Source organism: Rhodohalobacter sp. (assembly GCF_034521535.1).
Taxonomy (GTDB): domain Bacteria; phylum Bacteroidota; class Rhodothermia; order Balneolales; family Balneolaceae; genus Rhodohalobacter.
Genome location: NZ_JAXHMF010000005.1, coordinates 479,979 through 501,960, shown reverse-complemented (window position 1 = coordinate 501,960; position 21,982 = coordinate 479,979). Strand labels below are relative to the sequence as shown.

Genomic DNA, 21,982 nt, shown 5'->3' with positions numbered 1-21,982 from the left:
AACAGACCATTGTTCTACTTATAAACCATTAAAGTGCATCATTTTATACTAATTTCGAAGCATAGCATCACATAAATAATAAGATTGTTTACTCCGATAAATATTTACACTACCTTTTGTTAAGAAATTTTAATGTTTAGGTTCGACCGACAGATACAGTTCTAGTTAAAGTGCCTCTTTTTCCGTCAGCAATCCGGAAATCCAAATCCTCATTTGAACCATGTCCAAAATTATGGACCACAAACCGCTATTTCAACATTTACCGCTGCCTGCGATCGTACTGGATGCGAAATCAGCAGATTTTACAATCGTAGAGATAAATCAGAGTTTTCAGGATGTCTACTCTAAACCGATATCCACTGCACTCAACAAACCATTTTTTGATGCATTCCCGATGGATCAAGATGGGGCTGAGGGAAAAAAGCAATTGCGCTCATTCAGAAAAGTAATTGAGACCGGAGAACCGGACAAGACCGGCACTTTAAAAATTAATGAGGGAGATGTTCACAATAAGTTTAAAGACACAAAATTCTATGAGCTCCAAAATATCCCCATTAAAAATGACAATGATGATGTAGAATTCATCGTCCATACAATCCGGGATATTACAAAAGAGAAGCATAAGACTAGGCAGTTAGAAAAAAGTGAGAAACGTTTCCGATCGCTTGTTGAGAATGGAAGTGATGTTCTGTTTGTGCTGGATAGAGATGGCTCACCCAAATATGTATCTCCGAATATTGCATATGTGCTGGGATACAGTGTAGAACAGGCGATGGAGTTCAAACCGGAAAACATTCTTCATCCCCATGATATTCCGCACGTGATGAAAGAGATTGAAGTGGCTCTTTCAAATCCTGCCATGCCCATTTCCGTAACTCCGGCCCGCATGCGTCATAAAAACGGCAGCTGGCGCTGGATGGCCGGTACCATAACCAACATGCTGCACGATCCCGCCATCAATGGTATTGTGGACAACTTCAGAGATATTACCGAAAAAGTTGAAGCAGAAAAACGGCTAAAAGAATCCAATGAGAAATTCCAATCTTTGATTCAATCCATCGACGGGATTTTCTGGGAAGCGGAGGCAGAGACATTCAAATTTAGTTACATAAGCCCTCAGGTTGAAGAAATTCTTGGATACACACCTGAAGATTGGTTAAAAGAAGATCGGTTTTGGCAAAATAAAATCCACCCCGAAGACAGAGAAAATACAATTCAATTTTGCCATAATGAGACGAAAGAGGGACGAAATCATGAGGTTGAGTATCGAATCCAAAAGGCGGACGGCTCCTACATTTGGGTAAGAGATGTTGTGACTGTGGTTGCTGAGGATGGAAAACCTAAAAAACTTCGGGGCCTGATTCTCGACATCACTGAGAAGAAAATTCTACAGCAAAATCTTGAGGAAGCGTATAAGCTGTCCAATATCGGAACCTGGGAGTTAGACCTTATAAATCACACGTTGACCTGGTCAAAGTATGTAAAAGAGCTGCACGAAGTAGATCCCAATTTTGAACCCAACCTGGAAAGCGCCATCAACTTCTATGAAGAGGGATATAGCCGGGATAAAGTCAGTGAAGCGGTAGGAAAGGCTGTTGAGGATAAAATACCTTTCGATATAGAGTTGACGATCATTACAGCAAAAGGAAATCGCAAATGGATTCGTGCTGTAGGAGAACCCAAAATCGTGAATGGTGAAACCGTTGCGGTTATTGGCAGTACTCAGGACATTACAAATAGAAAACAGGCCGAAATCTCCAAAGAGGAGGCACGCCGATCTCTTCAAAATATCCTGGATCAATCCATGGATGTAATCTGTGTGATTGATGAAGATGGACGATTTGAACTGGTTAGCAGTGCTGCAAAGCAGGTATGGGGATATGAACCGGAAGAGCTTGAAGGCAAACAGTTTATCAACTTTGTGATACCGGAAGATCGGGAAATAACCCGGCAAACGGCTGATGATGTTATGTCGGGAGTTGATCAAACCAATTTCGAAAATCGTTACCGGCATAAAAATGGGAAAATAATTCCAATTGTTTGGGCGGCAAGGTGGAGTAAGACGGATCAAAAAATGTATGCCATTGCCCGGGACGCCCGGGAACTGAAAGAGGCTCAGGGTAAACTTGAGGAGACTGAGCAGCATCTGAGAAACATTGTGGAGCACAGTACCAACCTGTTTTATACTCACGATGTGGAAGGAAATCTTACTTATGTGAGTCCCCAATCTTATGATTTCTTTGGGTACTCCCCGGAAGAATCAAAACGAAAATGGGAAGATTTTGTTACCGATCACCCGGACAATCGTGCTGTTTATGAGCATACGGAGCGAGCTATTAAGAGCGGTAAGCCACAGCCCCCTTATGAATTTCAAATTGAGAAAGCGGACGGAGAAAAAATTTGGGTGGAAGCGAATGAAGCCCCCATTGTTAAAAATGGTGAGACCGTTGCAGTGGTTGGATCTTTAACCGATATCACCGACCGTAAACACTACCAGCAAGAGCTGAAAAAGAGCCTGGAGCGGTACAATTACGTATCGAAAGCCTCCAGAGATGCCATTTATGACTGGAATATCATTGATAATGACCAGCACTGGGGAGTCGGGTTTAAATCTCTGTTTGGCTTCGATACCCAAAAAATGAATGAAACATCCGACTCATGGGAAAACATTCTGCATCCCGGTGATAAAGATACAATACTGGATAAAATGCATCACACCCTTTACGAAACAGAAAAGAGTGAATTTTCTGCTGAGTACAGGCTTGAAAAAGCTACGGGCGAATATGCCTATGTTTCTGATATTGGCTACATAATAAGAGATGAAGAAGGTGAGCCTATTCGGATGATTGGGGCGATAAGAGATATCACCGAAAGCAAAGCTGTTGAAATAGAAAAAACCATTCAGAACAATCTGTCTCAGATTTTCACCAAAAACATCGGTCTGAAAGACATTTTATCGGATTCCCTGGAATATTTAGCCGATTTCGGAGATTTTAACACCTCTGAAGTCTGGCTGTTAAGTCAGACCCAAACCCACCTGAACCTATATTCTACATTCGCAAAGGATGAAAACGGGAGTCGTTTTTATAAAGAAAGCTCTGATATCAAAAAGTTTCTGCATGGTGAAGGTCTTCCGGGAATGGTATGGAAACAACAGGAAAATCTTTTTTGGGATAATATTTCTGAGTCCGATAAGTATCTTAGATTTGAAGTAGCCGCAAAGGCCGGACTAAAATCAGCTTATGGAATACTTTTAACCCATAATGAAAACTTTGTTGGCGTACTTCTGCTGTCAAGCGATCAGACCACTGAAGGAACAGCAAAACTCAATACAGCAGATCTCTTCTTTGGGTGAATTTTTGGGAGCCGAAATTAAGAGACGTCAACAGGAAGAAGAGCTTCAGTTATTGTTTGAAAGTGCGCCTGAGATTATTGCCCTAACTGCACAGGATGGGAAATTTGTAAGTGTCAATCCGGCTTTCTGTGAAATTACCGGCTACAGCGAAGAGGAGCTTACATCAACCCCTTATCAAGAATTTGTTCATCCCGATGATTTAAAAGAAACCAAGAAAGAGTACGAAGAGACTATTTCCGGCGAGCGAAATGCTGACAACTACATTAATCGGTGGCGAACCAAATCGGGTGACTATCGATGGATCTCCTGGAGCTCATCCGACCTGTTCGGTGAAGATAATCTTGTATTCATATTTGGAAGAGATGTTACCCAGACAATGAAGCTAAAAAATTTGCTTCATCAAACCAGTGAACTTGCCAAAATTGGTAGCTGGGAAATGTATTTAGGAGAAGATCAACCCTCGCACTACTGGTCGAAAACTACTCGGGATATCATGGAGGTTGAGCCGGACTATTCTCCTTCATTACCGGAAAATTATGATTATTACATAGGAGAAAGCAGAGACGCTATTGAACATGCTGTTATGGCCGCCCTTGAATCAGGAACTCCTTTTGATCTGCAGTTGGAAATTAATACCGCAAAAGGAAATAAAAAGTGGGTCCGATGCAAAGGAGAAACAGAATTTGAAAATGGCCGATGCGTCCGTCTTTTCGGTAGTTTTCAGGATATCACGGACAAAGTGCTTGCCGAACAAGAAATTCTCAAAAGTGAACAGCGATTTCGATCACTTGTTCAGGATAGTGGAGATTTAATTGGAATACTGGACAGAAACGCATTTTACACTTACGTTGCCCCGAACTCTGAAGCCATTTTAGGATTTCCCGCAGAACACTTTATTGGCAAAAATGTTTCAGAATTTATCCATCCGGTCGACCTTCTAAGGATCGAAAAAATTATTGGCTCTATAGAATTTGAAGAGCGAATTGAAATCGATCCTTTCCGATTTCGCGATAATAAAGGCAACTGGCGCTGGATTGAAACAGTTATTACCAACAGCCTGAATAATCCTGCAATCAACGGATATATAGTAAATTCCAGGGATATTACTCGCCAGCAGAAAAGGGAGCATAAGCTGGAAGAGCTGTCGCTCGTAGCTGCCAAAACAACCGATGTAGTTATCATAACAGATGCAGAGGAGAGAATTACCTGGGTTAACCGTGCTTTTGAAGAGTTAACGGAGTACCTACTCGAAGAAGTCATCGGAAGAAAGCCGGGAGATTTTTTACAGGGGCCTGACACCGATGAAGTCGCCCGGGCAACGATGCGTGAGGCAATTGATAAATATGAATCGGTAAGCACAATCGTACTCAACTACTCAAAATCGGGCAGTACCTACTGGCTGGAAGTGAATATTGATCCTATTCTGAATGAGAATGGCGAGTGCACTCACTTTATCGCTATACAGCGGGATGTGACAGAAAAAATAGAAAAAGAGATTACACTTAGGGAAAGTGTAGAGAGATTCGAAGTTGTATCAAAAGCAACGAGCGACACCATCTGGGATATGGACCTTGCATCCGGTAAAATGAAATACAACGATAACATCTATTCGATGTTTGGATTTGATTTGGATGAGGTTGAAAATATCTCTGACTGGTGGAAACACCATATCCATCCCGAAGACCGCGCTTACGTAAATCAGATGTTCCGTAAGGCGATTGCAAACCGAACTGAACGGTTTCAACTGGAGTATCGATTTAAGACAAAATGCGGTGACTATAAGTATATTTTTGACCGGGCATTTATTCTGAAAGATGAAACCGGTGAGCCGGTCAGAATTATCGGTGCTATGCAGGATATTACTCAAGAAACCATCGAGCAACAACGGTTAAAGCTTCGGGATTCGGTAATTACCAATACCAACGATACGGTAGTTATTACTGAAGCCGAACCGGATGAAGAAGAGAACTGGAGAAAAATCATCTACGTAAATGACGCCTTTGAGAAAATCACCGGTTACTCTAAAGATGAGGTATTAGGTAAATCGATTGAAATTCTGAATGGCCCGAAAACAGATCCTAAAGAAATTCAGAAGATCAGGGATTCTGTAGAGAACATTGAGCCTTGTGAAGCTGAAATTTTGAACTACACCAAAGACGGAAGAACCTTTTGGAATAACTTTTCACTGGCTCCCGTTAAAGATAAGTTTGGCAAATATACTCACTGGATTATTATCGGGCGTGATGTTTCGGACTACAAGCAGAATGAAAAAGAGCTTAAAGAGTCGATTAAGGAGAAGGAAACGCTTCTTGCCGAGATTCATCACCGCGTAAAAAACAACCTGGCTATTGTATCAAGCTTAATGCAGATGCAGGCTATGAACAGTGATAGTGAGGAGTTAAACCGTCAGCTTCTGGAGAGCGTGCTTCGAATAAAATCGATGGCGGGAATTCACGAACAGCTCTACCAGGCCAAGAATTTTTCAAAGCTCCAGTTCTCCGATAGCTTAAAGAGCTTGTCGGAAAATATTGTAGATACGCTTCAAACCGAAACGGATGTTGAGCTTGAGCTGAACCTCGAAACCATTGAGCTCAATATCAACCAAAGTGTTCCCTGTTCCCTGCTGATAAATGAAGTAATCACCAACATCCTAAAACACGGCTTTACCGGTAGAAGTAAGGGGAGGATACAGATTCAAACCCATGCAGAAAATAATCTGGTCACCATTCGAATAACGGATGACGGTGTTGGGTTACCGGATGCTTTTGATGAGAAAAAAAACTCGTCGCTTGGACTTGAGCTGATTGATCTTTTAACGAAACAGTTGGAAGGAGAAAATAGATATCTGTCTAATGGCACCGGAACTACGTTTGAACTGAAGTTTAAAAGTGCCGATATCAAGGGATCCGCAAGTGCTTTGATGAATTAGCTTTAAACCTGAGTTTGATTCGTATATATTTCCAATTGTTTAGGAAGAATCCTCCCCTATCAAAGGGATCCGAGCGTTAGGGACACGTGTAACGAAATTAAGGGGTGTCCTAAATAGTCGCATTGAATAATTTAGTTTTCTAGTTCAGATTCACCCTATATCCCTCTCTAACTAATGAGAGGGATATAAAGCTGGTTGTTTAAGCTTGGTCTGAGTTATTCAACTTTAGAGAAGTGAGCCTATTTACCAAAATTTTTGTATCGAACTCCGTTAATCACCGTGGAGACCTGACAGGTTTTGAAAACCTTTCAGGTCCGGAATCAGTAAATCTCGCCAATCAAAATCCTGGGATCGGGAAAGATTTTCAAAGCCTCCTCATGTTCTTCATCTGATACAACTCCGGGCATGTCTGCTTCACCGGGATCCTGAATACTGATCTGATAATGCAGGTGAGGCGGCCAGTTTCCATTTTCACTTTCATCACCGAGCTCCCCCACTTTTTCACCGGCATCTACTTTTTGGCCTTGTTTAAGATCAGAAATACTTTTGGGTGATAGATGGCCGTAAAGCGCAAAATAGGTAACACCTTCAACTTGATGCTTCAGGACAAGTGTGCCCCCGTAATTTCCCTCTTGCGCATGATTTGCTATGTAGGCTACTTCACCGTCTACCGGAGAATAGACCGGTTCACCGGCTTGGGCCCAGATATCGATTCCCATGTGGATATTCCGGCGATTCTCATACTGAGGTGCCAAATACATGTTTTTGCGCTTTTCGCTGTAGCCACCAACTCCCCAGCCTCCGCTCTTAACAAACTGAGCCATTTGATCGGGATCGTATCCGTCAGAGAAGTTAAAAACTTCATATTCATCCGGCAGGTTCATCACCGGATGCTTTTTTGTTTTAATCATGTAAAATTGACGATATGCTTTTTTTACTCATACAGGTTTTTTCTCGCTGATTTTCGCAGATTTTTACGCAGAGAACCGCAGATTACTCCTCTGCGTGACTCAGCGATTCATCAGCGGTAATCTGCGAGAAATGACTTTTGCACTTATCATAAGTCCAAAAACTTCACATTTTATTCCAGAAATTTTTCCCTTATAACAGAGTGATCAACAACATTACCTTTTTTTGAATCCACCAATCCATCCTCGATAGATTGGCGAACATAAATGCTGTACATCACATCATCCCAATCTGCATCATCTGGTAATCCGTCAAGCAAATCTGCCATCTCTTTTTTTAACTGAGGCAAGTCCATAGCTATTTTATTCAATTAATTAACGTGTTACTCGATGTATCTTTATTCCCAACTTAAACATTATTCTAAATAAACAACGAATTTGAAAATAATGCTATTATCTCGAAAAAACGAGCTACAAGCGCTGTTCGGTAACTGGTATGTATTAGCACTTCCAAATTAATACATCAATACCTAGTTTTACGGAGAGGACCGCAGATTACTCCTCTGCGTGACTCAGTAATTCATCAGCGGTAATCTGCGAGAAACAGATCCTTAATCCGCCACTCGTTTTTGGATATAATCTGAACTCATCAAACCGAGAGCTCCCATATATTTCAGCTTAAACCGGATCTCATCCCCTACCTTATATCCTTTTTCGTTTGTGCCAACATCCAGAATGAGCATATCCGAACTGGCATCCAGAATTTTGATGTTTTCATTCACAGGGATTAAATAGTCGGGCTGAATATCAAGAACCCCAATGTCTATAATGGCTCTGTAGGAAGTTTTACCAAAATCCTCCTGAGAAACTTCCGTCTGTTTCCCCTGTGGATTCATTCCCAGTTCACCGGAAGGAACAACCGGCTTTTCTGATATCTCAATCACCTGCGTATAGAGCTCCATAACCTGATCACTCATGCCATCAATCAGCCCATCGGTAAAGAGATCTTTTCCAAAAAAGAGTGCTTCTCCAATACGAAAGTGATTCACTCCGTCGGGCAGCTGATCTCTCATCAACAGCGGAATAGTAACCGTAGTACCGCCTGATACCAATGGAATCTCTTTTTTAAACCTGAGTTCAATAATCTGCTTATAAAGTGCAAGCTGAATGAGTTTATCTCCATCAGGCATCACGCCGTGCATGCAGTTCAGGTTGGTTCCCAGGCCAATCACTTCAATTCCCGGTAGTTTGAACACCTTCTCATAGAAATTGATCAGATCTTCACGCATCACACCCTCTCGAAGATCACCCATCTCAATCATGATGATCACTTTATGGGTTTTGTCCTGACGTTGAGCCTCATCAGATAACTCATAAAGTGTTGAAAGTTCGGTGTTCAGGCTTACATCTGCGTACTTCACCACATCCGGAATAATATCCTTCGGCGGAGGTTTGATGTAGATTGTCATCGTACTCGGATCAATCTCCTTAATCCTTCTCAGATTACTGATTCTGGAGTCGTGAACCTCACCGATTCCAAGATTGATAACCTCTTCCAGAAAATCCCGGTTTCCGCAGAGTAGTTTGGATGTAATTCCCCACTTAATACCGTTTTTTTTGAATAGTGAGTCAAGAAATTTGAAATTATGCTGCAGCTCACTTCTATAAAGTTTTACGTATGCCATATTATACAATAGACTGAATGTCAGTCGTCAAAGTTTTTAAAAAATCGCCGAAAATAACTCTAGATTGCTATTTTTTTAATCTCATTTCGAGGTACTTGTTGGTAAAACCAAACTTCTCGTAGAGGAATTTGGCAGGATTATCGGGTTCAACGTGAAGAGCAATATCTCCTTCTGTTTCATTAATAATTCGCTCCATCAACGCTTTCCCAACACCCTGACCACGTGTTTTCTCGTGTACTGCAATATACACCAATATATGTTCAGGAATATATCCACCCATGTTGGTGTTGTTGATTATTACAACACCCATTATTTCATCCTCATTATGAGCTACTAAAATAAAGCCTCCTTGCCCCACATTATCGGCATAAGCATAGGAGATACATTTCAAAATCGCTTCGCGCTCGTCGCCGTATTGGTCCAGATGCTCAAACAGAAAATCTGCGATCTCATCCCTCGAAAATTTGGGATCGCTGTCTTTGTCGTTTTTTATGATTGTATATTCAATATTCATTCTTTATTAAATTTTGGATGATGAATTGTGAATGTTGGATTAGTGGAAATCCAATTCAACATTTTAAATTCAAAATTAGTCATTTTTACTTTCATTCGTCAGCAGACTCACCCCGATAAATGATATTGCTGATGCTGTAATTCCGAAAACATTCGGATCTAATTCGTAGGGCAATTCGATACCCGAATATCGCAAACCTATTGTTGTAAAACCTCCTACCAGCATAGCTGTCATAGCGCCGGCCGGTGTACTTTTCTTCCAAAATAACGCACCAATAACGGGTACAAAAAGCCCGGACACCATGAAGGAGTAGGAATCAAGCATTAAATTGAGAACGTTGGTCATTGTTCCCGCCAACAGAATGGCCAATACACCAATTATGAGTGTTACCACCTGAGAAATTTTCACAAACTTGGGATTATCCGAATCAAACGGAACAAACCGACCGATGATATCGGTTACCACATTTCCTGACGAGGCCATCAAACAACTGTCGGCAGTAGAAAGAATGGCTGAAAAGTATGCTGCCATCATGATTCCCAAAAGTCCTACCGGTAAAACGGTTCTCAATAACATTGGCAGACCGGTTTCCGGATCTGTATCTGAAATATCGGCTGCACCCAGATACTCGAACATCCCCTGATCGGCACCTACTTTTGCAAAAAGCCCCAGTAATACTCCTAAAAATGCCATAATCGGCCACTCAAAAACACCGGCCAGATACCATGCTCTCTTCGCAGTTTTCTCATCTTTACAGGCATAAATTCTTTGATAAAGCGTCATTCCCACAAACCAGATCGGGATGATAGTTACCGCCCAGTAGACAATGTCCTGCCAGCTAACATTGGTTAATGTGAGCATCTCGGGGGCTACTGTTGCACGAATTGCCTCTATTCCTCCAATTTCGATGTAGGCAATCGGAACCCCGATAAAAACCAGACCAAACATTAACAGGGCCCACTGAATGGTATCGGTGTAAATGACCGCTTTCAGACCTCCTAAAACCGTATAAGCCACTGCAACTGTCCCCATGATGTACAGTGCCATGGTTTGATCGAGATCGGCAAAAGTTCCACTTGCGAGTTTTGCTCCCGCCAGCATTTGAGAGCTGGTAAAACCGGCATACCCGATAGCCGAAATTATTGCAGCAACCAGCGCGACGTTCGGTGAGTAGTAGTGTTCGAAAACCTGGGGAAATGTATAGGCATTGTCGAACGCGCGGTTCTGTTTTACTTTGGGAATCAGAAACACGGCTGCAAGCCAAGCGCCTATCAAGCCGGTAAAGAGCATCCAGGAGCCTGAAAGTCCCATCACGAAACCCAAACCACCCAGACCTATGGAGAAACCGCCTCCCACATCTGTGGCCACAACGGACAGACCTACATGATAACTTTTCATTTTCCGGCCGCCTACATAGTAGTCGTCACCGCTCTTATTTCTCTGGAAAAAGAAATAACCAAAACCAAGCAAGCCCACGATGTAAAGGATAAATATGGATAGATCAACCGGATGCATGGGACACCGTTACGATTGGCTGTTCATCGGTGTACTCAATCATGACAATTTATTATAGTCAGTTTGAAAAAGTTGCTCTTCAGTTATTTGATACGTCATAAGGTAAGAGGTATGCGGATGAGCTTCAAATTTGGTTTGAGTAAAGCGAAGGATTGTTACCCGTTGCGCGGCTCTCTACCTTTTATCTACTGCTACTTTCTTTGATGCGCCGCCCACTTTAATAAAACCACGTTGTCACCTCGAGCGAAGGCATTCGATGCGGTGGCGGAGAAGGCCGTAGTCGAGAGGTCTCCTTAATCCAACTCAGTGGTAAACAAAAGGAGATGTCTCGACTCCACTACGTTTCGTTACCGGTGACAGATTGCATGCAAAAATATTTTAGAGGCTTCGGAATCCCCTCCTGTCTGCCGAAGCTTTAGCACAGGCAGGCTCGAGAGGGGACAGAATCACAAAACAGCGCGAAGCGTTGGTTTTGTGATTCAGGGGTGTGTTCGAATAAGGCCGTGAAACGCAAAACCTTTTCTTCTCCAGATCAACGCATGCAACACACCCCTCGCTAAACTCACCCGGCTTCGCCGTTTCGTTTACGCTTTTCCCCTCTCAAGAGGGGACTATAGAGTCTGTCACCTCGAGCGAAGGCATTCGACGCGGTGGCGGAGAAGGCCGTAGTCGAGAGGTCTCCTCATAAAAAAAAGCTCAACTGCGTGAGCAATTGAGCCTTTGTAATAGTGGCGGGGGTAAATTTCGAGAACCTGCGTCCGCCTCAGGCGGATATGAGCCCAATGAGCTACCCCTTAAGTAAAGTGTTTCTGATCCATTTCCTGCCCTGGCCGCCTTTGAGTTTCTTCTCTCTTCTCATCGCTTCCTTCTTTGTATTAAATCTTTCAGTGTAAATAATTTTCCAGGGCCGGTACTTAATCGTCCATCCTTTTGTACCAAGTTCGTTATGAGACTTAAACCGCTCTTCAAGATTGGACGTATAACCAATGTAAATTTTGTCGTATTCTTCTGAATATAAAATATAGACGGTAAACATGATTACATGTAATTATAGCAAAAAGCTCAACTGCATGAGCAGTTAAACAACTGAATCTTATAATTTGTGGTGGTATATCTTTTCAAAGAACCTACGTCCGCCGTAGGCGGATAAGAACCCGACGAGATACTCTTAAACAAAAAAAAGCTCAACTGCGTGAGCAGTTAAACAACTGAATCTTATAATTTGTGGCGGTGTATCTTTTCAAAGAACCTACGTCCGCCTTAGGCGGATAAGAGCCCGACGAGATACTCTTAAATAAAAAAAGCTCAAATGCGTGAGCAGTTAAACAACTGAATCTTATAATTTGTGGCGGTGTATCTTTTCAAAGAACCTACGTCCGCCTTAGGCGGATAAGAGCCCGACGAGATACTCTTAAATAAAAAAAGCTCAACTGCGAGAGCAATTGAGCTTTTGTAATAGTGGCGGGGGTAGGATTCGAACCTACGACCTTCGGGTTATGAGCCCGACGAGCTACCAGCTGCTCCACCCCGCGATTTCAATATGTTTTTCTTGGTGGTTTTTTTGATGTCATTACCATCTCCCATCAAGACTCCTAAGATAAGGGTTAATTGCACCCCAAGTCAAGTATAAAATGAAATATTCTTGCCCCAATAAACTCCGCCGTAATGATTACAAATTCCATAAAAATATAAGGAGTAAATCCGATTCTCACTCTCAAAACGGCCTCCAGAAAGCTCTGATCCCGTTTTCTGAGAAACTACATCCAAGGCAATTTTATCCCACAGTTCACACTTTAAAAGTTATAGGCATGGTTCTTGGATCAAAACAAATAGAATATGCCTCCTCTCGCCCCGAATCGGGGTATTTACTATCTTTATGACAATAAATAATTCTAAACGACTTTCTGATTTTATGCTTTCCACCAAAGACGCTATTGCACTCGAAGATAAATATGGAGCCCATAACTATCACCCACTGCCGGTTGTTCTGGCTAAAGGTGACGGTGTGTACGTTTGGGATCCGGAAGGCAACCGTTATTTCGATTTTCTTTCTGCTTATTCTGCTGTAAACCAGGGGCACTGCCATCCACATATTATTGGAGCTCTTAAAAAACAGTCTGAAACACTCACGCTTACATCCCGGGCTTTTTATAATAATGTGTTGGGAGAGTATGAGCAGTTTATCACCAACATGTTCGGATTTGAAAAAGTACTTCCCATGAACACGGGAGCCGAAGGTGTTGAAACGGCTATAAAAATCTGCCGTAAGTGGGCCTATGAGAAAAAGGGTATTCCGGAGAATGAAGCCAAAATTATTGTAGCCGAGAACAACTTTCACGGCCGCACAACAACCGTCATCTCTTTCTCCAATGATGAAGATGCCAATAAAAATTTCGGACCGTTTACACCGGGGTTTGTCAAGGTTGAGTACAACAATCTGGACGATCTGGAGAAAGCACTCAAGGAAGAGAATATTGCCGGATTTTTGATCGAACCGATTCAGGGTGAAGCGGGTGTGATGGTCCCCGATGAAGACTATCTGAAAAAAGCAGCTGCTCTCTGCAAAAAACATGACGCTCTCTTTATTGCGGATGAGATTCAAACCGGCATTGCCCGAACAGGATCTCTGCTTGCTGTATGTGGGAACTGTACCTGCCAGGGAAGTTGTGAGCGTCAGCCCGATCACTATGTCAAACCGGATATTTTAATTCTCGGTAAAGCCCTCTCCGGCGGAGTTTATCCGGTATCTGCGGTACTTGCTGATGATGAGATCATGGACGTAATCAAACCCGGGCAACACGGCTCTACATTTGGTGGCAATCCATTGGCCGCCCGTGTGGCAATAGCAGCTCTCGAAGTGGTTCGGGATGAAAGACTATCACAAAACGCACGAAAACTTGGAGAAACTTTCCGGGAAGCGATGAACAAGCTGAAAGAAGAGTGCAATTTGGTCAATCTTGTTCGCGGAAAAGGCCTGTTAAATGCAGTTGAAATTAACGACTCGCCCGACAGCTCAACAGCGTGGGATATCTGCGTAAAATTAAAAGATAACGGCCTGCTTGCCAAACCGACGCACGGCAACATTATTCGATTTGCACCGCCGTTGGTTATGAATGAGGAACAGCTTCAAAAATGTATCCAAATTATCCGGAAAACTTTCCTTGAATTTGAAGCTTAAAAGCCTCTACTTACGATCAAAACAGGAGCTAAAAATAAAATTTAAACGACACATTGTATGAAAGGAATTCAACCAATAAACGTACGCTCAACTCTACAAAAACATATTCTTGCAGATGGTTATGAGATGGTTCTCGACCTCAAAAAAAGTAAAGGAGCTTACCTGCACGATTCTGCCTCAGGAAAAGATTACCTGGACTTTTTCACGTTCTTCGCTTCCAATCCATTGGGAATGAATCACGATAAACTGGCCGGTGATTCTGACTTTGTTGCAAAACTTGGACAGGTAGCCATCAACAAACCGTCCAACTCTGACGTCTACACTGAAGAGATGGCACATTTTGTAGAGACGTTTTCAAGAGTCGGGATACCGGACTACATGCCGTACGCGTTTTTTGTTTCCGGCGGTGCACTTGCAGTAGAAAATGCCCTGAAGGTGGCTTTCGACTGGAAGGTTCAGAAAAATTTCAAGAAAGGATATCGGACTGAAAAAGGCCAAAAAGCCCTTCATCTGGATAAAGCGTTTCACGGACGCAGCGGATATACTCTTTCGCTTACCAATACCGATCCCAAAAAGGTGAAATATTTTCCAAAATTTGACTGGCCACGCATTCATAATCCTGCCGTTAAATTTCCACTGAATGCCGAGAATAAGAAACAAGTGAAGATGGAAGAGGAACAGGCGCTGGCACAGGCACGTCAGTATTTCGAAACCTACAAGGATGATATTGCCTGTATACTGCTCGAGCCAATTCAAGGCGAGGGCGGCGACAACCACTTCAGAGTTGAGTTTCACAAGGCTCTGCGAGATCTCTGTGATGAGTTTGACGCTCTTCTGATTTACGATGAAGTGCAAACCGGTGTTGGCCTGACCGGAAAATTCTGGGCTCACGAATACTATGTAAAGCCGGATATCCTCGCATTCGGTAAAAAAGCACAGGTGTGCGGTATTCTGGCAAGCGACAGAATTGATGATATCGAAACCAACTGTTTCCACGTATCATCCCGAATCAACTCAACATGGGGCGGTAACCTGGTGGATATGGTCCGGTTCGATCGTATCCTTGAGATCATAGAGGAAGATAAACTTGTTAAAAATGCTGCTACTGTAGGCAAGCATTTGCAAGATCAAATCGCAAACTTGGCAAACGAGTTTGAGTATATCTCAAATCCACGAGGCAAAGGGCTCTTCTGCTCAATGGATCTCCCAAATGGCCATGCCCGAGACGAAGTGGTGAAAGAGTGCATGAACAACAACCTGATGATTCTCGGATGCGGCACAAAGACCGTTCGATTCCGTCCACCACTTACCGTTGAAAAAGCTCAGATTGATGAGGGTATCGATATCATCAGAAAGAGTTACAAAACAGCGATCGAGAAGTGCCCGGTTGTTGGGTAGTGATCCAGATTCCCTAATATCAAGTATTCGTGGCACGACTTTGAGTCGTGCCACGAGTGTTATTTTTTCCTCGCTACTGAGACCTGTCAGCGTCTGAAGCGAAGCGAAAGCCCTGACAGCGTCGGGTTTAAGTAGAATTATAAAATGCTGTGACATGAATAAGATGATGGGTTAAGCCTTATCATCCCGCTGTCCCCCTTCGACTCCGAGTAACTACGACTTTAAAATATAAGGGCTATGCGTAGCTTTTTTTAATCAGAGCTCCATCGGAGCGTACAACATAATAGCCCGGGGTTTCAACCCCGGGATCCAATACCGGATCAAAAAGATAGCTTCGTAGAAGCGGCACATATTTTGGTGCTGATCTCGTTTTATTGAACAAGAATACTCAACGCTGACATGAATCTTGCAGGATTTGATGTCTGATTGGTTGATGGAATCATCCCCCTGTCCCCCTTCAAAGGGGGAAAAAAGTATCCGTCTTACTGCCTGGAGCGGTCTGACGGAGATTTTATTTACACCATCTGATGTGATTCAGGCTGAATCGTAATTTCATTTAAAACTGAATCATCCGGCTGCGATGCGGAATAGTAGACTGCTTTAGCAACCTGTTCGGGCGTCAGCATCTTATCTTTTTGAACTCGCATATCGATGTTTGGATTCTCCCAGAAATCCGTTGCTACTCCTCCAAGATAGAGCAGTGAAAATTTAACACCGGATCGTTTATTCTCTTCTACAAGTGCCTTGGTAAATCCTGTTACCGCATATTTGGAAGCAGAATAGACTGATGAATTTCGCATGACCGCTTTTCCTAGTATTCCCGGAAACATGATAATTCTCCCCTTTTTGGCCGTTGCCATGTAGCGGGTTACGGTTTGCGTTACCAGAAAAGTACCGTAAACATTTACATCAAAAACCTCTTTTGCCTCTTCGGGTTTGATGTCGAGCAGAGGTTGGATCATTCCCAGGCCGAATGCGTTGACCAACACATCAATATCGCCAAGTTCTTCGGTTACTTCCCTGGCCATATCAGAGACCGAACCCAGATCGGTCACATTCACTTTAATGGCGAAGGCTTCACCGCCATTGTCATTAATCTCTTTGGCTTTCTCTTCTGCTTTCTCTTTATCCCTGGCTGCCAGTACAACTTTGGCGCCGGCCTTGGCAAACAGATCAGCCGATGCTCTTCCAATTCCGCCTGTTCCACCAACGATGAGTATAATTTTATCTTCCATAATTCTCTTTTGGGTTTGAAATTTTCACTTTCAAGAATCCCAAAGAGATATAAATCGTTCACAAATATGTGAGATAACTAAAATCGTTTTCCGGATTAGTTCACGCTCAGTCTACTGCTCCATGGCATTCGGAATTGTAGATTCATACACCTCAGTAAGTTTGGCTACCGGAAGATTAACAGACTGATTGATTGTCAGCGTCTCTCCTGAAACGGTTCCCAGGACATGATACGGCACACCGCTATCGGTCATCGCTTTTTCCAGTTCTGATACCTTCTCTTTTGAAACCGTTACAACAATCCCTGACTGCGCTTCACTGAAGAGAAGTTCATAAAGCTCACCGCTCATTTTTTTAAGAGATACGTCAGCACCTAAGCCGGAGTGTATAGCCATTTCGGCAAGCGTGATGCTCAATCCGCCATCAGACACATCGTGCGCAGCATTTACGGTCTTGTTGTGAATCAGATTTAAAACAGATTGCTGAAGCTTAACCTCCATATCGAGATCCAATTCCGGAGCATCTCCGGTAGTTAATCCGTGCACAGTGTTGATGTACTCAGAACCACCCAATCCTTTTCTGTCGGCTCCCAGGTAGTAGATTACATCTCCCTCTTTTTTGAACTGTGGCGTCATAGTATGATTATCCACGTCTTCAATCAGGCCAAGCATTCCTATCACAGGAGTTGGGAAAATAGCACCTTTTGGATTTTCGTTATACAGACTCACATTTCCGCCCGTAACCGGAGTGTTGAGTGCACGGCAAGCATCGCCCATTCCGCCCAGGGCTTCACTGAATGTCCAGTACACTTCCGGCTTGTACGGATTTCCAAAATTAAGACAGTTGGTAATAGCCATTGGTTTCGCTCCGCTGCAAACTACATTTCGTGCAGATTCAGCCACCGCAATCTGGCCGCCTTTTCTTGGATTCAGATAGACATATCGTCCATTACAGTCTGTTTTTACGGCCAGCCCTTTTTTGGTACCCTTTATTCGGATTACACCGGAATCGGAAGCGCCGGGAGCGTTAACCGTATTTGTTCGAACCGTTGTATCGTACTGCTCATGAACCCAGCGTTTTGAGGCCACATTCGGAGAAGCCAGCACTTTGAGAAGAGATTCATTTACATCTTCAGGATGTTTGATTGTAGAAAAATCAAAGTTCTGAACCTCATCAATATAGGCCGGCTTCTTTCTTTCGCGCTCATATTGCGGAGCTCCGCCGCCCAGCACCAATGAATCGGCCGGAATTTCCGCTTTCACCTCACCATCCTTGATATAGGTGAGCTTATTGCCCTCAACAACTTCGCCGATAACAACAGCATTAAGATCCCACTTTTCAAATACATCAATAATCTCCTGTTCGCGGCCTTTTTCTGCAACCACGAGCATCCGCTCCTGACTTTCACTCAGAAGCAGTTCGTAAGCGGTCATGCCCTCCTCACGCATCGGCACTTTATCCAGATCGAGCGTCATACCCTCTCCGCCGCGAGCCGTCATCTCTGATGATGAGCTGGTAATTCCGGCAGCACCCATATCCTGCAGGCCAACTACGGCGCCGGTTTTCAATGCTTCCAGGCTCGCTTCAAGCAGCAATTTCTCCGTAAAAGGGTCACCCACCTGAACACTTGGACGTTTAGCTTCACTCTCCTCACTGATCTCTTCCGAGGCGAATGTTGCCCCGTGAATTCCATCGCGTCCCGTGCTGGCGCCTACAATCAGAACCGGATTGCCAATTCCGTGCGCAATGGCTGATGCTGTTTCTCCGTGCTTCACAATTCCCACACTCATCGCGTTTACAAGCGGATTCCCTTCATACGCTTCATCAAAATAGATTTCCCCGCCCACGGTTGGAATGCCGAAAGAGTTACCGTAATCTGAAATCCCTCTTACAACTCCATCCAGCAGATATCGAACACGTGGATTCTCCATCGATCCGAATCGAAGCGAGTTTAGCGACGCCACCGGACGCGCACCCATCGTAAAAATATCGCGGTGAATTCCGCCCACTCCGGTTGCCGCTCCCTGATATGGCTCAACAGCCGACGGGTGATTATGGCTCTCAATCTTAAACGCACATGCCAATCCATCCCCAATATCCACCAGTCCCGCATTCTCTTCACCGGCATCCACCAGAAGCTGATCACCCTCTCTAGGCAGCTTTTTGATCTCCAGAATTGAATTTTTATACGAGCAGTGTTCACTCCACATCACAGAATAGACGCCCAGTTCCGTAAATGTTGGGGTTCGCCCTAGAAAATTCTTAATCATTTCATACTCTTCCTCATTTAAGCCGTGTTCGATGGCCAGATCGAGAGTTACTTCTGGTTCTTTTGGAGATGTATTTGACATATTTTTGAATCTGTGACGTGTGAAATTCGATGTGCGCTAAAGGTAAGAAAAGTTCAGGATTCGATCTGTTTTAATCCTTGAAATAATATCGCTCTAAAAAGGTTATTGAATCCACTGCGAAGAAGATAAAATTCAAAACTGTTTTTCACGATCAATTTGGATATTTTTATTGAGCTCGAAAAAAATCATAACTGATTAATTAAATATGGATCCTGTTTACTTTGATAATGCGGCCACCACTCCTGTTGACCCGGAAGTGCTCGAAACCATGCTACCTTACTTTACAGAAGATTTTGGAAATGCTGATGCGGCCCATCAGTTTGGCCGAAACTGTAAGGTTGCAGTAGAAGATGCCCGGGAAGAAATTGCTCGCCTCTTAAATGCTGAGCCCTCGGAAATTATTTTCACCAGCGGTGGCACGGAAAGTGACAATGCCGCTATTAAAGGCGTATTCTCCGCACTGTCGCCTGCAGGAAAGAACGAAATTATTACTTCCCCGATCGAGCATCACGCTGTTATGCATCCCGCAGAATCACTGAAAAGACAGGGTGCAAAAGTTATCTACCTCAAACCAAATTCAGACGGCATTATCACGGCCGATCAGGTTAAAGAGGCAATCACCGATAAAACGGCAGTCGTTTCCCTGATGCACGTTAACAATGAGATCGGTTCCATCAACCCGGTGAAAGAGATTGCGGCTGTCTGCAATGAAGCAGGAGTACCCTTTCATTCCGATACTGTTCAAAGCGTGGGAAAAATCCCTGTTGATGTAAAAGAGATTGGACTGAACATGTTGAGTATCAGTGCTCATAAGATTTATGGCCCGAAAGGAATTGGAGTTCTCTATGTAAAAAACGGAACTCCCTGGATTCCCTGGCTTCAGGGCGGATCACAGGAGCGACGGCGAAGAGGAGGAACCTCCAATATTCCGGGTATCGTCGGACTTACAAAAGCGATGGAGCTCTGCGACAAAAACATGGAAGCAAGTACTCAAAAATTTGTCGCCCTGCGGAAGAAGCTGATCGACGGACTGGAAAGCAGATTTGAGGGCAAATTTACCATCAACGGACCTAAAGATGGCGGAGTGCCGCATATCATAAATATCGGGTTTAAGACAGATAGCAACCAGGGATTGGACGGTGAAATGCTTCTTCTAAACCTGGACATTGAAGGTGTCTGTGTTTCCAATGGATCGGCCTGTACTTCCGGGGCAACTGAACCGTCTCACGTTCTTCAAGAAGTTGTAGGGGATGATGCAATCACAAACTCCAGCATTCGAGTGAGCTTCGGCAAGCAGAACAGTGAAGAAGAGATTGACTTCTTTCTGGACAAACTGGAAGGCGTACTCGACAGAATGATGAAAGTAGCTTCTTAGTATGAATATTTGTGTTTATTGTGGTTCCTCGCCAGGAAATGATCCCGACATCATCAACCGAGCAGGAGCATTTGGTAAACTTCTCGCTGAAAATGATCACAATCTCATCTACGGGGGATCTTCACTCGGAATTATGGGAACCATTGCCGATTCAGTGATGGTTAACGGCGGTGAGGTTATCGGAGTTATCCCTGAAAATCTCTTCAGCAAAGAGGTGGCCCATCGCGGAATTACGCGCCTCATTACCGTGAAAGATATGCATCAGCGAAAGTCCCACATGGCAGAACTGGCGGATGCGTTTGTTGCTTTTCCCGGAGGATTCGGAACCATGGAGGAGTTGTTTGAGATTATTACATGGAATCAAATCGGGCTTTTAGATAAGCCGGTAACAATTATGAACCTGAACGGCTATTACGACTCTCTGATTGAGATGATGGATCATTCCGTAGAAGCCGGATTCATCAAACCTAATAACCGTAAAATTGTTCAGGTAGCTGAAACGCTGGAAGAGTGTTTGGAGTTGTGTGAGCAAGCGTAAAATTTTACTCCTCGGGGTTTTCACAGTAATTCTCATTACAGCAGCCATGGCGGTATACTTTCCACTTCAGGGTTCACAAACTTCCGACATCCCTTCCAATCCTCAGATGCATCCGGATATTGAAGAGTGTCCGGATTCGCCAAACTGTATTGTTGTTTCAAAACGGTTTGAAACTGAGGCGGACCAACTGTACGAATTTTTGGAAAAAGCAATTGCCGATCTGAATCCTCATGAATCTGAAGCAGACTTATCAGAATTAAAAATTAAGTCTGTATTCAAAATTCCACTCTTTGGATTTAAAGACGATGTACTCGCAATTGTTGAAGCGGACGGGGCAAACTCTGTTGTGCACATTAAAAGCTCCAGCCGGGTTGGCTATTCAGATTTGGGTGTAAACCGCAGAAGAGTGAAGAAAATTTTCAGAAAACTGGAAAGCTATTTAATCGTTCTTAATAATTCAGACTAATCTATTTTAATCCATGCCTAAGCTATCTATTAATATTGGTATACTACTCGTAATACTCGGTTTTTTCTCTTACATCGCAACAGATATGGTAAGCCTGACTGCCCTGATTCCTTCACTGTTTGGATTTGTTTTTATAGGGCTCGGCCTGCTTGCAAAAAAATCTGATAACCTTCAAAAACATTCCATGCACGCGGCGGTACTCCTCGCTCTCCTTGGACTTGGCGGCTCGTTTACCGGACTGCGACAGATAATCTCTGCTCTTCTGGGCGGCGACATGCCCGAACGGTTTACAGCGGCAGCGAGTCAGGCTGTGATGGCGGTACTCTGTATCCTATTTGTGATTTTGGGAGTTAAATCTTTCATAGATGCCCGTAAGGCGAAGAAGGGTTAAAATTCGTGAGTTCGGGTTATGAATTTGCTTAAAAGTGTCCCCCATCGAAGGGGGAATGGGGGATGATAAGTAGTAGATTCAAAGCGAAATGATGAATTTTCAAACCATCTCATGGAGATCTCTCGACTTCGTCCCGACGACAGTAA

At 43.6% G+C, this 21,982-nt stretch carries 16 protein-coding genes and 1 tRNA gene; 8 read left to right on the top strand and 9 right to left on the bottom strand.

Annotated elements, in window-relative coordinates; translation table 11 throughout:
• The first annotated feature begins 232 nt into the window (after positions 1-232).
• Positions 233-3,355: a PAS domain S-box protein gene (locus U5K35_RS09240; RefSeq protein ID WP_322571172.1), complete on the top strand. Its 3,123-nt coding sequence runs from the start codon at positions 233-235 to the stop codon at positions 3,353-3,355.
• The gene (locus U5K35_RS09235) at positions 3,348-6,284 is read left to right on the top strand and encodes a PAS domain S-box protein (protein WP_322571171.1); all 2,937 of its coding nucleotides are present in this window, start codon (positions 3,348-3,350) and stop codon (positions 6,282-6,284) included. The genes U5K35_RS09240 and U5K35_RS09235 overlap by 8 nt, the downstream gene beginning before the upstream one ends.
• Positions 6,285-6,604: 320 nt before the next feature.
• Here the strand turns inward: U5K35_RS09235 and U5K35_RS09230 are convergent, their stop codons facing one another.
• From U5K35_RS09230 to U5K35_RS09200, 7 genes are all read right to left on the bottom strand, one after another.
• Positions 6,605-7,195, bottom strand: coding sequence for a peptidoglycan DD-metalloendopeptidase family protein (locus tag U5K35_RS09230; protein ID WP_322571170.1), 591 nt, complete (start codon positions 7,193-7,195; stop codon positions 6,605-6,607).
• Between the two features lie 170 nt (positions 7,196-7,365).
• The gene (locus U5K35_RS09225) at positions 7,366-7,548 is read right to left on the bottom strand and encodes a hypothetical protein (RefSeq protein WP_322571761.1); all 183 of its coding nucleotides are present in this window, start codon (positions 7,546-7,548) and stop codon (positions 7,366-7,368) included.
• A gap of 255 nt (positions 7,549-7,803) precedes the next feature.
• Positions 7,804-8,877 carry an alanine/ornithine racemase family PLP-dependent enzyme gene (locus tag U5K35_RS09220; protein ID WP_322571169.1) on the bottom strand — a complete coding sequence of 358 codons (1,074 nt, stop codon included), beginning with the start codon at positions 8,875-8,877 and terminating at the stop codon, positions 7,804-7,806.
• Positions 8,878-8,944: 67 nt separating this feature from the next.
• Positions 8,945-9,391, bottom strand: coding sequence for a GNAT family N-acetyltransferase (locus tag U5K35_RS09215; RefSeq protein WP_322571168.1), 447 nt, complete (start codon positions 9,389-9,391; stop codon positions 8,945-8,947).
• A 75-nt stretch (positions 9,392-9,466) separates the two neighbouring features.
• On the bottom strand, positions 9,467-10,906 hold the full coding sequence (locus tag U5K35_RS09210; protein WP_322571167.1) for a sodium:solute symporter family protein: 1,440 nt from the start codon (positions 10,904-10,906) through the stop codon (positions 9,467-9,469).
• Positions 10,907-11,693: 787 nt separating this feature from the next.
• On the bottom strand, positions 11,694-11,942 hold the full coding sequence (locus tag U5K35_RS09205) for a GIY-YIG nuclease family protein (RefSeq protein ID WP_322571166.1): 249 nt from the start codon (positions 11,940-11,942) through the stop codon (positions 11,694-11,696).
• A gap of 423 nt (positions 11,943-12,365) precedes the next feature.
• Positions 12,366-12,438, bottom strand: a tRNA-Met gene (locus U5K35_RS09200).
• Positions 12,439-12,818: 380 nt separating this feature from the next.
• On the opposite strand from U5K35_RS09200, the gene rocD reads away from it, so the two are divergent.
• Entirely contained in the window at positions 12,819-14,084 is a 1,266-nt protein-coding gene (gene rocD, locus U5K35_RS09195; protein WP_322571165.1) for an ornithine--oxo-acid transaminase, read from the top strand.
• Between the two features lie 57 nt (positions 14,085-14,141).
• Positions 14,142-15,482 (top strand): L-lysine 6-transaminase, encoded by a 1,341-nt coding sequence (gene lat / locus U5K35_RS09190; protein ID WP_322571164.1) that lies wholly within the window; start codon positions 14,142-14,144, stop codon positions 15,480-15,482.
• Positions 15,483-15,997: 515 nt separating this feature from the next.
• Here lat and U5K35_RS09185 read toward each other — a convergent pair.
• Positions 15,998-16,717 (bottom strand): SDR family oxidoreductase, encoded by a 720-nt coding sequence (locus U5K35_RS09185; RefSeq protein WP_322571163.1) that lies wholly within the window; start codon positions 16,715-16,717, stop codon positions 15,998-16,000.
• A gap of 111 nt (positions 16,718-16,828) precedes the next feature.
• Positions 16,829-19,066, bottom strand: coding sequence for a phosphoribosylformylglycinamidine synthase subunit PurL (purL, locus tag U5K35_RS09180; protein ID WP_322571162.1), 2,238 nt, complete (start codon positions 19,064-19,066; stop codon positions 16,829-16,831).
• 205 nt (positions 19,067-19,271) lie between these two features.
• On the opposite strand from purL, the gene U5K35_RS09175 reads away from it, so the two are divergent.
• The 4 genes from U5K35_RS09175 to U5K35_RS09160 are packed head-to-tail and all read left to right on the top strand — an operon-like array spanning position 19,272 to position 21,836.
• Complete coding sequence (locus U5K35_RS09175; RefSeq protein ID WP_322571161.1) at positions 19,272-20,441, top strand: cysteine desulfurase family protein; 1,170 nt, start codon at positions 19,272-19,274, stop codon at positions 20,439-20,441.
• 1 nt (position 20,442) lies between these two features.
• Positions 20,443-20,979: a TIGR00730 family Rossman fold protein gene (locus U5K35_RS09170; protein ID WP_322571160.1), complete on the top strand. Its 537-nt coding sequence runs from the start codon at positions 20,443-20,445 to the stop codon at positions 20,977-20,979.
• A 46-nt stretch (positions 20,980-21,025) separates the two neighbouring features.
• A complete protein-coding gene (locus tag U5K35_RS09165; protein WP_322571159.1) occupies positions 21,026-21,445 on the top strand; it encodes a DUF1499 domain-containing protein in 420 nt (139 codons plus the stop codon).
• Positions 21,446-21,458: 13 nt separating this feature from the next.
• On the top strand, positions 21,459-21,836 hold the full coding sequence (locus U5K35_RS09160) for a hypothetical protein (RefSeq protein WP_322571158.1): 378 nt from the start codon (positions 21,459-21,461) through the stop codon (positions 21,834-21,836).
• Positions 21,837-21,982: the final 146 nt, after the last annotated feature.